Source organism: Klebsiella michiganensis (assembly GCF_002925905.1).
Classification (GTDB): Bacteria; Pseudomonadota; Gammaproteobacteria; order Enterobacterales; family Enterobacteriaceae; genus Klebsiella; species Klebsiella michiganensis.
Map to the genome: position 1 here is coordinate 469,224 of NZ_PRDB01000001.1, position 14,745 is coordinate 483,968.

The following is a 14,745-nucleotide window of genomic DNA, read 5'->3' on the forward strand; positions in this document are numbered from 1 at the left end:
CGCGGGAGGGGCGCGTTATTGTTAGTTATCTTTCGATCTTAACTCAGATTTTCGACTTCTTCGCACGCGGCTCTTCTCCTGCTGCGTCATCAGAACCCCTGGCGCGGACGGGAAGATTGCGCGTCCCGAATAAAAACAGCAGCGTCATGACCGCGGTGGCGACCATACCCGCTCGCGTGGCTTTCAGGCGGGCGGTTTTATAGACCTGGTTGAGTTCCGTTACATCCTTCTGATTCACGCCCTGGTCCAGCATCAGCGTTGAGAAACCCGTATCGCTGAGATAAGGAATAACGGAGAGATTTGCCACCTTCTGCTGTGTATCCTGGCTTAGCGAAGCGTCGTGGCTGGCCATATCCTGTACCGTCATGGTGACCGCCGTCAGCATCACCATACCGCAAACCGCTACGCCGATTGCCTGGCCGACGTTACGCGAAGTCGCCTGCACGCCGCCGGACTGCTGCGCATCGCGCGCCGGCAGGGCGCTGGTAACAATATAGCTGGAATAGGCGGAAACGATGCCCATACTGACGCCAATCAGACACATCCCTACCGGCACGATCATGCTGAAATCGGACGGGCCGAAGCCGAAGATGCACAACACGGAGCCCAGCGTGCCGATGAGCAGCGCGCTCTGGCACATCCGTTTCGGATTCGCGTTTTTCCAGACGATCGGCAGCCCCAGCGAAAAGACCACGACGCCCAGCGCAAACGGCAGAATGAGCAAGCCGGTTTCAATGCCGTTCAGCCCGGCAACCACCTGTACAAAGCTCACGGTCACAAAAATACCGGAACCGTAGGCGAGGAAGATAAACGCCGTCAGATAGAGACCGTTACGCACCTGCGGCGTTGCGAGGAACGACAGCGGGATCAGCGCGCTGCCGGTGGTGGCTTCGCGATGGCGCTCCCACTTCAGCATAATCGCCAGCACGATCAGGCCAAACAGGACGAGGAACGGCGCCGGGCTAAGACCCATGACGGTGAACGGCGCGTTAAACGGCGTAAACAGACCCCAGCTCGAGACTTTCAGGAAGCCGAGGATCACGCTGAACAGGCCGATTACGGTCAGGACGACGCCCGGCAGATCGAACACCACTTTGCGTTCAGGTTTTGCCGGCGTAGGGACCAGGAAGGAGCCGCTGAAGATAACGATGCACAGGCAGGCGATAGCGGCAAACGCGGCGCGCCAGCCGAGGTGGTCAACCAGCAGGCCGCAAATCAACGGGCCGGCGGCGAAGGAGACGCCGCTTGCCGCGCCGATAGCGCCAAAGGCGATCGCCTGCTGGCGGCCTTTATAGTTACTGGCGATAAGCCCCAGCACCGAAGGGATCATAAAGCTTCCGCCAATACCGGAAAGCAGACGGGCGCCGTAGGTGAAGACCAGCATGTTCGGTGAGAAATAAGCGGTCAGCTCGGCAAGAAACAGCAGCGCGCAGCCGATGCGGAAGGTTTTCTTCCAGCCGACGATAAGCCCGGCCATCCCGGCGGCGACCATCAGAGAGCCCGCGGCCAGCGAATACATCGCGTTGGCGATGCTGATGAGATCCATTGACGCGTGCAGGTCTTTGACCAGCGCGCCGGTAGCGATGCTCAGCGTGGCATTATCGCCGGATGTCGAGAGCTGAGCGAGGCACAGCACCAGCAGCGGCAACCATTTCATCGCCGTATCGGCGGCCGCGTTGCGCGATATGCCGGGAGAGTTAATTACTGAATTTGTCGTCATGATCGTGTTCTGTGGTTAATTTCAGGCAATCTACACATCATCCTTCTAGCTGCCTCTGTGCTGGCTGCCTGCGTTCACCCCGATCGCTTACTGTAGTAAGTGACCGGGGATTCTCTCAGGTGCCGCCTTGATGCAACGTGAATGATTTTGTGCAATAGCTATCCGCCCGACGTCGCCGCCGGGTGGATAATGTTCGCAACAGGATTACTGGATTTGCTGTTTCTTACCGCCCAGCACGGTGCCCCAGACCTTCACATCTTTAAGCTGAACCGGCTCGATGGCCTGCGGATCGTCTTCCAGCACGGTGAAGTCGGCATATTTACCGCATTCGATGCTGCCGATCAGATGGTCCATTTTCATGGTCCATGCCGCGCCGAGGGTCATCGCGTGCAGCGCTTGATCGACGGAGATTTTTTCCGCTTCGCCCAGTACGCGCCCGGATGCCGTCAGGCGGTTCACCGCGCACCAGCCGGTGAACAGCGGGTTGATGGGGGTGATGCCGCAATCGCTGTGGAAGGCGAAAGGAATACCGTGGCGCACCGCGCTGCCGCAGGCGTCCATACGCATTGCGCGCTCCGGGCCCATGGTTTTGCTGTAGTGCTGATCGCCCCAGTAATAGATGTGGTTGCTGAAAAAGTTCACGCCCATACCCATCTCTTTGATGCGTTTGAACTGATCTTCACGCAGCATCTGCGCGTGCTGCATCACCGCGCGGTGGTTCACTGCCGGAATACGATTCAGGGTTTTCTCGACGGTTTTAATGAACGCTTCCGAGGCCTCGTCGCCGTTACAGTGGCAGTGAACCTGGTAGCCGCGGGACATGATGTCGTAGACCTGCTGCTCCACCTCTTCCGGCGTAGCGTTCCACGCGCCGTTGTGGCCATCCAGATAATAGAAGGGCTCCAGCATCCGTCCTGACCCACCCTGGATAGAGCCGTCGAGGAAGATTTTCATCGGGCCGAAGTGCATTTTTTCGTGCCCGTGACGCATGACGTCCGGGGCGAAATCCAGCGCTTCCTGGAAGGTTTTTTTGACGAAAGGAGGACCGTAGGCCACCAGCAGACGAATCGGGAAGTCCTCTTCACGGGTCATGCGGATGTAGTTGGTCATCAGCTCGGGATTGCTGAAATCGGTCAGACCCATATCGGCTGCGCTGGTGCAGCCTGCGCGAAACGCTTCCTGGCCGAAATTGGCGATGGCGATTTCGGTGGTGAGTTCGTCCCAGAAACCATATTTATTCAGGATTGGCCCCATGGCGGCGAACTCCACCAGCTCGCCGTGCAGCGTACCGTCCTGATTTTTCACCACGCCTTCAATCTGGCAGTCGTCAAATATTCCGCAGTCGTGCAGCGCGGCGGTATTGGCGCCCATCAGGTGGATGCTCATATGGATAACCGCGACCGGACGGGTGGTTGAGACGCGGTCCAGATGTTCGCGACCCAGCTTTTCGCTGCCGAAATAAATGGGATCAACGCCCCATGCGATCAGCGGCGCGTGCGGATCGGTCATCTCACGTTCCACCGCCTGCAGCGCGCTGACGACGTCGTCAAAAGAGCGGCAGCCTTTCCAGACTTTACCGGTATGGTCCGGGCGATCGTAGTAACCCACATAGGGGAATTGCCACATACCGCCGCCGGTGACGTGCGAGTGGGCTTCAATCAGGCCGGGCATTAACACTTTATCGGCAAAGGTCTCGTCCAGCTGGTATTCGCCAAAGCCGGTGAGTTCTTCAAGCGTGCCGGTGCCTAAAATACGGTCGCCGCGCACCGCGACATGGGTGGTCTCCGGGCGGTTCGGGCACATCGTAATGATTTTTTTAGCGGCAAAAATCGTGATTTCTGATGCTGACATAGTAGGCTCAATCATTCAGGGTTCAGAGAGCAATGAAAGGTGTCGCTTTCATCATGAGTATTAATGCGCCTATGCTAATTGTCATATTGGATGTATAACAGGACCAAAAACCCACGATATTAAGGTGCCAATTTGTCGGTTGCTCTGCCTTTTGATTTAACGGGAATAAAGCTGGATGCTGGCAGAAAGCGTAGCGAGCAGCTTTATCGCGCCCTGAGAGAGAAGATGGTGAATACGCCCGGTCTTCACGGGGCTAAACTACCCGCGACGCGTGAGCTGGCGCGGCTGCTGGGGGTTTCTCGCAATACGGTAGTCTCGGTCTACGAGCGTTTATATGCCGATGATTTAATTGAAACCCGACAGGGCGACGGCACCTATATACGTTATCGCGGGCAGGAGGTTGACGAAGGCCCCGACGTCCCTGAAATTCCTGCCTTACGCGTCGACTCGCGCCTGCCGCTGACGGCGCGGTTTAATCGCCATTTTGTGCACGATGGCCCGCCGAAGGCTTTTCGCATCGGCATGCCCGCGATTGACCATTTCCCGTTTGATACCTGGTCGCGCCTGCAAAACCGCTTCTGGCGGCGGCGACCCATTGCGCAAATGGGTTACGGCGTTCCGGCGGGCGATTTACAGCTGCGCGAGCTTATCGCCAGCTATCTGCATACCTCGCGCGGCCTGAAGTGCGATCCGGCTCAGGTGATTATTACCCTTGGCGCACAACAGGCGATAATGCTCTGTTCCGCGCTGCTGCTGCGCGCCGGGCAGGACGTCATTATGGAAAACCCCTGCCACTGGGCGGCGGCGGGCGTATTCTCCTGCCTTGGTTTGAATATTAAAGCGATTAACGTTGATGATGAGGGGCTTCAGACGGCGCAGTTGACTGATTATCCCGACGCCCGGATGGTCTACGTGAGCCCGTCATGCCAGTACCCGACGGGCGCGACGCTCTCGCTATCGCGGCGGATGACGCTGCTGGAGTGGGCCAGAAAGCATCAGGCGTGGATTATGGAGGATGATTACGACGGCGAGTATCGCTATAACGGCACGCCGCTGATGCCGCTCGCCGCGCTGGATAACCGCCATCGGGTGATTTATATCGGTTCGTTTTCCAAAGTGATGTATCCCGCGCTACGCCTGGGCTACATGGTGGTTCCGCAACAGCTGGTGGAACCGCTGAACCTGCTGCGTACGCTATCCACCCGCCAGCCGCCAATGAACGACCAGCAGGTGATGGCGAGCTTTATTTCGGAGGGTCATTTCCAGCCCCATATCCGGCGAATGCGCAGAATCAGTAAAAGCCGTCGCGATCTGCTGCTGGCCGAATGGAATCAGCATCTGAGCCATATTGGCGTGATGCCGGAAGTGGCCTCGGGGCTACATGCGGCGATTACGCTGGATGATGCTGAAACAGAAACCCGTCTCGTTAGCCAGGCCCAGGCGGCAGGCGTGGAAATTACGCCGCTGAGCGCATTGTGGATCCCCGGTACGCCTGAAAGCCGCCATCATTACGGCGTGGTGCTGGGATTTGCCGGCGTGATGGAAGCGGATATTGTGCAGTCGATACAGGTGCTAAAAAAATGCTGGCAGTGACCCTGCTAAAATGAATACTCAGCGTATATCCACCAACGCGTTTGCGCTGTAACCCTGGTGGAAAGCCGCTTTTCAGATGTCATAAAGCTGCCCTAAACGCTTGCTTTTACGTCTTCTCCTGCGATGATAGAAAACAGAAAGAATGAATTACGGGCTACTATCCATGAAAAACGTTTTCCCAGCGCTTGCCGTTTTATTTGCGGTCCTCAGCCTCACCGGCTGTGGTCTGAAAGGGCCGCTCTATTTCCCGCCAGCGGATAAAACGGCGCCTCCGCCGACTAAACCGGTTGATAGCGGTATCCAGAGCTCTACGCCGGATCGTAACGATCGCGGTGATAGCGGTGGTCCGACCCAGGTGAATTACTGACAGTTCCGCGCTGCTGGAGTAGATGATGCAGTTCTCTAAAATGCATGGCCTTGGCAATGACTTTATGGTTGTTGACGCGGTAACTCAGAATGTTTTTTTCTCACCGGAACTGATTCGTCGTCTGGCGGATCGGCATCTTGGCGTGGGCTTCGATCAGCTGCTGGTGGTTGAGCCGCCCTACGATCCGGAGCTCGACTTCCACTATCGTATCTTCAATGCCGACGGTAGCGAGGTGGCGCAATGCGGCAACGGCGCGCGCTGTTTCGCCCGCTTTGTGCGGCTGAAAGGCCTGACCAATAAACGTGACATCCGCGTCAGTACCTCGAACGGCCGTATGGTATTAAGCGTAACGGAAGACGATCTGGTGCGCGTGAATATGGGTGAGCCAAACTTCGAACCGTCGCAGGTGCCGTTCCGCGCCAACAAAGCGGAAAAGACCTATATCATGCGCGCCGCTGAACAGACAGTATTGTGCGGCGTGGTGTCGATGGGCAACCCGCACTGCGTTATCCAGGTCGATGATGTGGAAACCGCGACGGTGGAAACGCTCGGCCCGGTGATGGAAAACCACGAGCGCTTCCCGGAGCGGGCGAACATCGGCTTTATGCAGGTGGTCAGCCGCTCCCATATTCGCCTGCGCGTGTATGAACGCGGCGCGGGTGAAACGCAGGCCTGCGGCAGCGGCGCCTGCGCGGCGGCGGCAGTCGGTATCCAGCAGGGGTTACTGGGCGAGGAGGTCCGCGTGGAATTACCCGGCGGGCGTCTTGATATCGCCTGGAAAGGTCCGGGCCAACCGCTGTATATGACTGGCCCGGCGGCACATGTCTATGACGGATTTATTCATTTATGAAACAAGTCGGGGAAGAACAGCAGGAACTCGCCAGCGAGCTGAACGATCGCGCAGTGGTGGACTATCTGTTGCAACATCCTGAATTCTTTATTCGTAATGCGGCGCTGGTGGAGCATATGTCGGTGCCGCATCCGGTACGTGGTTCGGTCTCGCTGGTGGAATGGCACATGGCGCGGGCGCGGAACCATATCAACGTGCTGGAAGAGAATATGACGCTGCTGATGGCCCAGGCGACGGCTAACGAAAGCCTGTTTCAGCGCCTGTTTGATCTCCAGACGCGGCTGGCGGCGGCCGATAGCCTTGATGAAATGCTGAACCGCTTTCATCGCTGGGCGCGCGAGCTGGGGCTGGCGGGCGCCACGGTGCGCCTGTTTCCCGACAGCTGGCGGCTCGGCGCGCCCTCCAAATTCACTCATCTGGCGATAAGCCGTCAGGCGTTTGAGCCGATTCGCATTCAGCGTCTTAGGCAACAGCGCCATTATCTTGGCCCATTAAACGGCCCGGAACTGCTGGTGGTGCTGCCGGAAGCAAAAGCCGTGGGTTCGGTGGCGATGTCGCTGCTGGGGGGAGATGAAGCGCCCGGCGTGATGCTGTTCAGCAGTCGCGACCCTCAGCACTATCAGCAAGGTCAGGGAACGCAGCTTTTGCAGGAAATTGCGTCGATGCTCCCGGGGTTGCTGGAGCGCTGGATCGAGCGCGCATGACCGACTCGCCGCTGTTTACGCCCGTAGAACGCTTTTTACGCTATCTCGGCGTGGAGCGTCAGCTGAGCCCGATAACGCTGCTGAACTACCGCCGCCAGCTTGAGACGCTTATCGCGCTGGCGGATAGCGCCGGGCTGAAAAGCTGGCAGCAGTGCGATGCTGCCCAGGTCCGTAGCCTGGCGGTGCGCAGCCGTCGCCAGGGGCTGGGGCCAGCCAGCCTGGCTTTACGTCTCTCCGCCTTACGCAGCTTCTTTGACTGGCTGGTGAGCCAGGGCGAACTGGCCGCGAATCCGGCGAAGGGGATTTCGGCGCCGAAAACACCGCGCCATTTACCAAAAAATATCGACGTCGACGACGTTAACCGACTGCTGGATATCGATCTTAACGATCCGCTGGCGGTACGCGACAGGGCGATGCTGGAAGTGATGTACGGCGCGGGACTGCGTCTCTCGGAGCTGGTGAATCTCGACATTAAGCACCTCGATCTGGAATCCGGCGAGGTGTGGGTGATGGGCAAAGGCAGCAAAGAGCGCCGCCTGCCGATTGGCCGCAACGCGGTGGTGTGGATTGAGCACTGGCTCGACCTGCGCGGCCTGTTCGGCGCTGATGAAGGCGCCCTGTTCTTATCAAAGCTGGGTAAGCGAATTTCCGCGCGTAACGTGCAAAAGCGCTTTGCCGAATGGGGCATTAAGCAGGGCCTCAACAGCCACGTGCATCCGCATAAGCTGCGCCACTCTTTCGCGACCCATATGCTGGAGTCGAGCGGCGATCTGCGCGGGGTGCAGGAGCTGCTGGGTCATGCGAATCTGTCCACCACTCAAATTTATACCCATCTTGATTTTCAACACCTTGCGTCGGTGTACGATGCGGCGCATCCGCGCGCCAAACGGGGGAAATAATGCGTTTTTACCGACCTCTGGGCCAGATTTCAGCACTGACATTTGACCTGGACGATACCCTTTATGACAACCGTCCGGTGATTGACCGAACGCTGCATGAGTCGCTGAGCTTTGTGCGCAGCTACCACCCGTCGCTGAGTCAATTTGACGCCAGCGAACTCAACCGGCTGCGCCAGACGCTGCTGGCGTCAGAGCCGGAAATTTACCACGATGTCACCGAGTGGCGCCGCCGCGCGCTGGAGCTGGGGATGATCAACGCCGGGCTTTCTGCGGCGCTGGCGAAAACGGGGGCCGAGGAAGCGATGGCGAACTTCGCCCACTGGCGCAGCCTGATCGATGTCCCGCAGGAAACGCACGATACGCTGGCGCAGCTGGCGGAAAAGTGGCCGCTGGTGGCCATTACCAACGGTAATGCCCAGCCGGAGCTTTTTGGCCTGAGCGACTACTTCCGCTTCGTGCTGCGCGCCGGTCCGGACGGGCGCTCTAAGCCTTTTGCCGATATGTATCATCTCGCAGCCGAGCGGCTGGCGCTGCCGCTGGGGCAGATTCTGCACGTCGGGGACGATCTGACGACCGACGTGGCGGGCTCCATTCGCTGCGGCATGCAGGCCTGTTGGATCAAACCGCAGGGCGCAGACCTGATGCGCACCGCCGACAGCCGCCTGTTACCGCACATCGAAATTTCACGGTTGGCATCTCTGACCTCGCTGATATAATCGTCAGTAGTTCTGTATAAATTAACAGTAGCCCGGTGGACTGAACGTTGCCGGGCGTCTCATTTCCGGCGGTGCCAATGGACGTTTCTTATCTGCTCGACAGCCTTAATGACAAACAGCGTGAAGCCGTTGCGGCATCACGTACTAACATGCTGGTTCTGGCAGGCGCGGGCAGCGGTAAGACGCGCGTACTGGTACACCGCATCGCCTGGCTGCTGAGCGTTGAGCACTGTTCCCCTTACTCCATTATGGCGGTGACCTTTACCAACAAAGCGGCGGCGGAAATGCGCCATCGTATTGGCCAACTGATGGGTACCACCCAGGGCGGTATGTGGGTTGGCACTTTCCACGGGCTGGCGCACCGGCTGCTGCGCGCTCATCACCTTGACGCCAACCTGCCGCAGGACTTCCAGATCCTCGACAGCGAAGACCAGCTGCGCCTGCTCAAGCGTCTGATTAAGGCGATGAATCTCGATGAGAAGCAGTGGCCGCCGCGTCAGGCGATGTGGTACATCAACGGCCAGAAAGATGAAGGGCTGCGCCCGCACCATATACAGAGCTACGGTAACCCGGTTGAGCAGACCTGGCAGAAGGTTTATCAGGCCTACCAGGAGGCCTGCGATCGGGCGGGGCTGGTGGATTTCGCCGAACTGCTGCTGCGCGCCCACGAACTGTGGCTCAACAAGCCGCACATTCTTCAGCACTACCGCGAGCGCTTTACCAATATCCTGGTGGACGAATTTCAGGATACTAACAACATTCAGTACGCGTGGATCCGCCTGCTGGCGGGCGATACCGGCAAGGTGATGATCGTCGGCGATGACGATCAGTCCATTTACGGCTGGCGCGGCGCGCAGGTGGAGAACATCCAGCGCTTCCTCAACGATTTCCCCGGCGCGGAAACTATCCGTCTCGAGCAAAACTATCGCTCGACCAGCAATATCCTCAGCGCGGCCAACGCCCTGATTGAAAACAACAGCGGGCGCCTGGGGAAAAAGCTGTGGACCGATGGCGCCGACGGCGAGCCGATTTCGCTCTACTGCGCGTTTAACGATCTTGATGAGGCGCGCTTTGTCGTCAACCGCATCAAAACCTGGCAGGAAAACGGCGGGGCGCTGGAGCAGTGCGCGATTCTGTATCGCAGCAACGCCCAGTCGCGCGTGCTGGAAGAGGCGCTGCTGCAGGCCAGCATGCCGTATCGTATTTATGGCGGCATGCGCTTCTTCGAACGCCAGGAGATCAAAGATGCGCTCTCCTATCTGCGCCTGATCGCCAATCGTAATGACGACGCGGCCTTTGAGCGCGTGGTGAATACCCCGACGCGCGGTATCGGCGATCGCACGCTGGACGTGGTGCGCCAGACCTCGCGCGACCGTCAGCTGACGCTGTGGCAGGCCTGTCGCGAGCTGTTAAAAGATAAAGTGCTTGCCGGACGCGCCGCCAGCGCCCTGCAGCGTTTTATGGAGCTCATTGACGCCCTGGCGCAGGAAACCGTCGATATGCCGCTGCACGTGCAGACCGATCGGGTGATTAAAGACTCCGGCCTGCGCATGATGTACGAGCAGGAGAAAGGCGAGAAAGGCCAGACGCGCATTGAAAACTTAGAGGAGCTGGTGACGGCAACGCGCCAGTTCAGCTACAACGAAGAAGATGAAGATTTGATGCCGCTGCAGGCGTTCCTCTCGCATGCGGCGCTGGAAGCGGGAGAAGGGCAGGCGGATACCTGGCAGGATGCGGTACAGCTGATGACCCTGCACTCGGCGAAAGGGCTGGAGTTCCCGCAGGTCTTTATCGTCGGCGTGGAAGAGGGGATGTTCCCGAGCCAGATGGCGCTTGATGAGGGCGGCCGCCTGGAAGAAGAACGCCGTCTGGCCTACGTCGGCGTCACCCGTGCGATGCAGAAGCTCACGCTGACCTATGCGGAAACCCGCCGCCTGTATGGCAAAGAGGTTTATCACCGTCCGTCGCGCTTTATCGGCGAGCTGCCGGAGTCGTGCGTGGAAGAGGTGCGGCTGCGCGCCACGGTGAGCCGTCCGGTCAGCCATCAGCGGATGGGGACGCCGATGGCGGAAAACGACACCGGCTATAAGCTGGGCCAGCGCGTGCGCCATGCCAAGTTTGGCGAAGGCACGATCGTGAACCTCGAAGGCAGCGGCGAACACAGCCGCCTGCAGGTTGCGTTTCAGGGGCAGGGGATTAAATGGCTGGTCGCGGCGTATGCCCGGCTTGAAACAGTGTAACAGTAAGAAAAGTATCATTATTTTGTAATATTCTGCTACCTTTATACGTTAAGGAGCTTGATTTGCTCTTTAGCGCTCCGTTGCGTGTTGACGCCGTTTTTGCGCTGGCGTAACATGCGCGCACGATTACGCTAAGAGGACATTCGCCTTGGACACACCCAGTAGATGCTGGCTCAATTTCCTGCCCATCAGGAACAACTCCTAAGGCTATCCTCTTATGCTGATAGCCTTAGCGGTTGTCGGCGACCCGTTCTATTCCCGTCGCTCTGAGTCAGGCTTAATGGTCTGAAACCCAAATTGTTTCTGTGTGCCCACCGAACTGTCCGATAATTTTTTGCATTGGGAGTCCCGGTCATGCTGAGCGCATTTCAACTGGAAAACAATCGTTTAACACGTCTGGAAGCCGACGAGATCAAGCACCTCGCCAGTTCGGTGTGGGTCGATCTGGTCGAGCCTGACGACGATGAACGAAGCCGCGTGCAAACGGAATTGGGTCAGAACCTGGCGACGCGCCCGGAGCTGGAAGACATCGAAGCGTCAGCGCGTTTCTTTGAGGATGAAGACGGCCTGCATATCCACTCATTTTTCTTTTTTGAAGATGCAGAGGATCACGCCGGTAACTCTACCGTCGCGTTTACTATCCGCGAAGGGCGTCTGTTCACCCTGCGCGAACGGGAGCTGCCCGCTTTCCGCCTCTATCGCATGCGCGCCCGCAGCCAGTCGATGGTGGACGGCAACGCTTACGAGCTGCTGCTGGACCTGTTCGAAACCAAAATCGAGCAGCTGGCGGATGAAATTGAAAACATCTATAGCGACCTGGAAAAGCTCAGCCGGGTGATCATGGAAGGCCGTCAGGGCGATGATTACGATGAGGCGCTCTCGACGCTGGCGGAGCAGGAAGATATCGGCTGGAAAGTCCGCCTGTGTCTGATGGATACCCAGCGTGCGCTGAACTTCCTCGTGCGCAAAGCCCGCCTTCCGGCCGGTCAGCTGGAGCAGGCGCGGGAGATCCTGCGCGACATCGAATCCCTGCTGCCGCACAACGAGTCGCTGTTCCAGAAGGTTAACTTCCTGATGCAGGCGGCGATGGGTTTTATCAACATTGAGCAGAACCGCATCATCAAGATCTTCTCGGTGGTCTCCGTGGTGTTCCTGCCGCCGACGCTGGTGGCTTCCAGCTATGGGATGAACTTTGAGTTTATGCCTGAACTGCACTGGAGCTTTGGCTATCCCGGCGCGATTGTCTTTATGATGCTCGCCGGCCTGGCGCCGTATCTGTACTTTAAGCGTAAAAACTGGCTGTAAAAAAAGGAGCTTCGGCTCCTTTTTTGCGTACCAGCTTGGTTTTATGCCCTACGCGTACGGCGTATTGTGTAAACCGCATCCATCACGAAAATCGCCAGCGCCACCCAGATAAAGGCGAAGGTTACCATTTTATCCGCGCCCGGCACTTCGCCGTAGAAGGTTACCGCCAGCAGGAACATCAGCGTCGGGCCGATATACTGGAAAAATCCCAGCGTGGAGAGGCGCAGACGCGTCGCCGCGCCGGTAAAGCACAGCAGCGGGATGGTGGTGACCACGCCCGCCGCCATCAGCAGCAGGTTCAGCGACCACGGATTCTGCCCCATGTGGCTGGTCGGGCTATCGGCAATACCAAACAGATAAATCGCAGCAACCGGCAGCAGCCAGAGCGTCTCAAACAGCATCCCGGTTTGCGCATCCACGGCGATCTTTTTACGCAGCAGGCCGTAAAAAGCGAAGCTGAACGCCAGGCCCAGCGCGATAATCGGCAGCGAGCCGAAGGTCCAGAGCTGTACCAGCACGCCGCAGGCGGCCAGCAGCACCGCCAGCCACTGCATCCGGCGAAAGCGCTCCCCGAGGAAGATCATCCCCAGCAGAATATTCACCAGCGGATTGATAAAATAGCCCAGGCTGGCTTCCAGCATATGATGGTTATTCACCGCCCAGATAAACAGCAGCCAGTTGCCGCCCACCAGCACCGCAGAGAGCGCCAGCAGGAACACCTTTTTCGGCGTTTTCAGCAGCCTTTTGACCTGCGGCCACTGACGGCTGATGCTGATCAGCGCGACCATGAAGAAGAAGGACCAGATCACGCGGTGAGTCAGAATTTCATCGGCGGGAACATAGTAGATAAGCTTGAAGTACGCCGGCGCGATACCCCAGATAAAATAGGCGGCCAGGGCCAGAAGAATCCCCACCCGCGTTTGTTTAGCGTCCATCGGTACAAATCCATTGCCAAAGAGAGAGATGTTACTCGATTTAGGCCGATCAACCCACCATATACGTCGCCGTGGCGCTGGCGATATACACCTGCTCTTCGTTATGCAGCTCGACGCGGGCCACCGCCACTTTATTACCGGCTCGCAGCAGGCTGCTGGTGGCGGTAAAGCGTTCCCCGCGGCCCGGACGCAGGTAGTCGACGCGCAGATCGATAGTGCCCATCCGCGACAGGCGCTGGCGCAGCTCTTCTTCATTGATGGTGTCGTGGCGAGTCAGCGTGCTGCCGACGCATACCAGCCCCGCAGCGACGTCCAGCGCTGAGGCGATCACGCCGCCATGTAAAATGCTCTGCGCCCAGTTGCCCACCATCATCGGCTGATTGTTGAAACTCAGCTGGGCAAACTCCTTTTCATAGCGCTCCAGCTCCAGCCCTAAGGCACGATTAAACGGCATATGGTAGACGAAGATCTCTCCCACCAGCTTCAGGGCGGCGGCGGCGGTCAGTTCAGACATAACAACACTTCCATAAGTTAATGAAATGTTGATTTTATGCTTCTAAAATATTGATTTCTACTTTAAGAACGGATAACAGGTCAGATGCCGCATAAATAGGTAGAATGCTGCCTGGGTTAAACAGAAATAATAAATATCCATCCAGGAGAACAGCAATGCGTATCTCTTTGGCCTGCCTGCTGGCGCTTGTTGCGCTTCCGGCCGGCGTTCTGGCGCAGGACGCGCCGGTGAATAAACAGGTCCACGACGCTCCGGTCGTTCGCGGGAGCATTATCGCCAACCTGTTACAGGACCATGATAATCCGTTCCTGCTCTATCCCTACGAGAGCAACTATCTGCTCTATACGTGGACCAGCGATCTCAATAAAGAAGCGATTCGTAGCTACGACTGGGCCGAAAATGCGCGTAAAGATGAAGTGAAGTTCCAGCTCAGCCTGGCGTTTCCGCTGTGGCGAGGGATCCTCGGCGAGAATTCGCTGCTGGGCGCTTCTTATACGCAAAAATCCTGGTGGCAGCTCTCCAACAGCAAAGAGTCCGCGCCGTTTCGCGAAACCAACTATGAACCGCAGCTGTTCCTCGGGTTTGCGACCGATTACTCGTTCGCCGGCTGGACGCTGCGCGACGTTGAGATGGGTTATAACCACGACTCTAACGGCCGTTCCGATCCCACCTCCCGCAGCTGGAACCGCCTCTATACCCGGCTGATGGCGCAAAACGGCAACTGGCTGGTTGAGGTGAAGCCCTGGTACGTGATTGGCAGCACCGACGATAACCCGGATATCACCAAATATATGGGGTATTACCGGCTGAAAGTGGGCTATCAGCTGGGCGACGCCATCCTCAGCGCCCAGGGGCAATATAACTGGAATACCGGCTACGGCGGCGCCGAGCTTGGGGTGAGCTATCCGATCACCAAACACGTGCGCGTCTATACTCAGGTCTATAGCGGTTATGGCGAGTCGCTCATCGATTATAACTTCAATCAGACCCGCGTCGGCGTCGGGCTGATGCTCAACGATCTGTTTTAATCGTTGCACTCTGGCTCTCAGGC

14 protein-coding genes are annotated in these 14,745 nt (G+C 57.9%); 10 read left to right on the plus strand and 4 right to left on the minus strand.

What is annotated here, in order from left to right; genetic code table 11:
- Window positions 1-43 precede the first annotated feature (43 nt).
- Together CDA56_RS02285 and CDA56_RS02295 are read right to left on the minus strand one after the other, a co-directional pair.
- Complete coding sequence (locus CDA56_RS02285) at window positions 44-1,720, minus strand: MFS transporter (protein ID WP_102803855.1); 1,677 nt, start codon at window positions 1,718-1,720, stop codon at window positions 44-46.
- A 204-nt stretch (window positions 1,721-1,924) separates the two neighbouring features.
- A complete protein-coding gene (locus tag CDA56_RS02295; RefSeq protein ID WP_103815091.1) occupies window positions 1,925-3,571 on the minus strand; it encodes an amidohydrolase in 1,647 nt (548 codons plus the stop codon).
- 132 nt (window positions 3,572-3,703) lie between these two features.
- Here CDA56_RS02295 and pdxR point away from each other — a divergent pair, with 132 nt between their 5' ends.
- The 9 genes from pdxR (at window position 3,704) to corA (ending at window position 12,245) form a co-directional block, all read left to right on the plus strand.
- Window positions 3,704-5,164, plus strand: a complete 1,461-nt coding sequence (gene pdxR, locus CDA56_RS02300; protein WP_009651706.1) for a MocR-like pyridoxine biosynthesis transcription factor PdxR — start codon at window positions 3,704-3,706, stop codon at window positions 5,162-5,164.
- A 163-nt stretch (window positions 5,165-5,327) separates the two neighbouring features.
- Complete coding sequence (gene lptM / locus CDA56_RS02305; RefSeq protein ID WP_009651708.1) at window positions 5,328-5,531, plus strand: LPS translocon maturation chaperone LptM; 204 nt, start codon at window positions 5,328-5,330, stop codon at window positions 5,529-5,531.
- A gap of 25 nt (window positions 5,532-5,556) precedes the next feature.
- The gene (gene dapF, locus CDA56_RS02310) at window positions 5,557-6,381 is read left to right on the plus strand and encodes a diaminopimelate epimerase (protein WP_004127458.1); all 825 of its coding nucleotides are present in this window, start codon (window positions 5,557-5,559) and stop codon (window positions 6,379-6,381) included.
- Complete coding sequence (locus CDA56_RS02315; protein ID WP_102803857.1) at window positions 6,378-7,085, plus strand: DUF484 domain-containing protein; 708 nt, start codon at window positions 6,378-6,380, stop codon at window positions 7,083-7,085. The genes dapF and CDA56_RS02315 overlap by 4 nt, the downstream gene beginning before the upstream one ends.
- Window positions 7,082-7,984: a tyrosine recombinase XerC gene (gene xerC, locus CDA56_RS02320; RefSeq protein WP_064375211.1), complete on the plus strand. Its 903-nt coding sequence runs from the start codon at window positions 7,082-7,084 to the stop codon at window positions 7,982-7,984. The genes CDA56_RS02315 and xerC overlap by 4 nt, the downstream gene beginning before the upstream one ends.
- Complete coding sequence (gene yigB, locus CDA56_RS02325) at window positions 7,984-8,700, plus strand: 5-amino-6-(5-phospho-D-ribitylamino)uracil phosphatase YigB (protein ID WP_014227468.1); 717 nt, start codon at window positions 7,984-7,986, stop codon at window positions 8,698-8,700. The genes xerC and yigB overlap by 1 nt, the downstream gene beginning before the upstream one ends.
- 77 nt (window positions 8,701-8,777) lie before the next feature.
- Window positions 8,778-10,940: a DNA helicase II gene (gene uvrD, locus CDA56_RS02330; RefSeq protein WP_102803858.1), complete on the plus strand. Its 2,163-nt coding sequence runs from the start codon at window positions 8,778-8,780 to the stop codon at window positions 10,938-10,940.
- A gap of 148 nt (window positions 10,941-11,088) precedes the next feature.
- Entirely contained in the window at window positions 11,089-11,145 is a 57-nt protein-coding gene (gene ysgD / locus CDA56_RS31640; RefSeq protein ID WP_349817343.1) for a YsgD/CorL family protein, read from the plus strand.
- Window positions 11,146-11,294: 149 nt separating this feature from the next.
- Window positions 11,295-12,245: a magnesium/cobalt transporter CorA gene (gene corA, locus CDA56_RS02335; RefSeq protein WP_004097564.1), complete on the plus strand. Its 951-nt coding sequence runs from the start codon at window positions 11,295-11,297 to the stop codon at window positions 12,243-12,245.
- A 41-nt stretch (window positions 12,246-12,286) separates the two neighbouring features.
- On the opposite strand, the gene rarD is transcribed toward corA, so the two are convergent.
- Window positions 12,287-13,180, minus strand: coding sequence for an EamA family transporter RarD (gene rarD / locus CDA56_RS02340; RefSeq protein ID WP_014227470.1), 894 nt, complete (start codon window positions 13,178-13,180; stop codon window positions 12,287-12,289).
- 49 nt (window positions 13,181-13,229) lie between these two features.
- Window positions 13,230-13,694, minus strand: coding sequence for an acyl-CoA thioesterase YigI (gene yigI, locus CDA56_RS02345; protein WP_004097567.1), 465 nt, complete (start codon window positions 13,692-13,694; stop codon window positions 13,230-13,232).
- A gap of 155 nt (window positions 13,695-13,849) precedes the next feature.
- On the opposite strand from yigI, the gene pldA reads away from it, so the two are divergent.
- A complete protein-coding gene (gene pldA, locus CDA56_RS02350) occupies window positions 13,850-14,722 on the plus strand; it encodes a phospholipase A (protein ID WP_004097569.1) in 873 nt (290 codons plus the stop codon).
- The last annotated feature ends 23 nt before the right edge of the window (window positions 14,723-14,745 follow it).

Excerpts from the sequence above, each read along its gene's own strand:
- xerC (WP_064375211.1), top strand. The coding sequence starts at position 7,082 with ATGACCGACTCGCCGCTGTTTACGCCCGTAGAACGCTTTTTACGCTAT.
- pldA (WP_004097569.1), top strand. The coding sequence starts at position 13,850 with ATGCGTATCTCTTTGGCCTGCCTGCTGGCGCTTGTTGCGCTTCCGGCC.
- corA (WP_004097564.1), top strand. The coding sequence starts at position 11,295 with ATGCTGAGCGCATTTCAACTGGAAAACAATCGTTTAACACGTCTGGAA.
- dapF (WP_004127458.1), top strand. The coding sequence starts at position 5,557 with ATGCAGTTCTCTAAAATGCATGGCCTTGGCAATGACTTTATGGTTGTT.
- lptM (WP_009651708.1), top strand. The coding sequence starts at position 5,328 with ATGAAAAACGTTTTCCCAGCGCTTGCCGTTTTATTTGCGGTCCTCAGC.
- yigI (WP_004097567.1), bottom strand. The coding sequence starts at position 13,694 with ATGTCTGAACTGACCGCCGCCGCCGCCCTGAAGCTGGTGGGAGAGATC.
- uvrD (WP_102803858.1), top strand. The coding sequence starts at position 8,778 with ATGGACGTTTCTTATCTGCTCGACAGCCTTAATGACAAACAGCGTGAA.
- CDA56_RS02315 (WP_102803857.1), top strand. The coding sequence starts at position 6,378 with ATGAAACAAGTCGGGGAAGAACAGCAGGAACTCGCCAGCGAGCTGAAC.
- rarD (WP_014227470.1), bottom strand. The coding sequence starts at position 13,180 with ATGGACGCTAAACAAACGCGGGTGGGGATTCTTCTGGCCCTGGCCGCC.
- CDA56_RS02295 (WP_103815091.1), bottom strand. The coding sequence starts at position 3,571 with ATGTCAGCATCAGAAATCACGATTTTTGCCGCTAAAAAAATCATTACG.
- yigB (WP_014227468.1), top strand. The coding sequence starts at position 7,984 with ATGCGTTTTTACCGACCTCTGGGCCAGATTTCAGCACTGACATTTGAC.
- CDA56_RS02285 (WP_102803855.1), bottom strand. The coding sequence starts at position 1,720 with ATGACGACAAATTCAGTAATTAACTCTCCCGGCATATCGCGCAACGCG.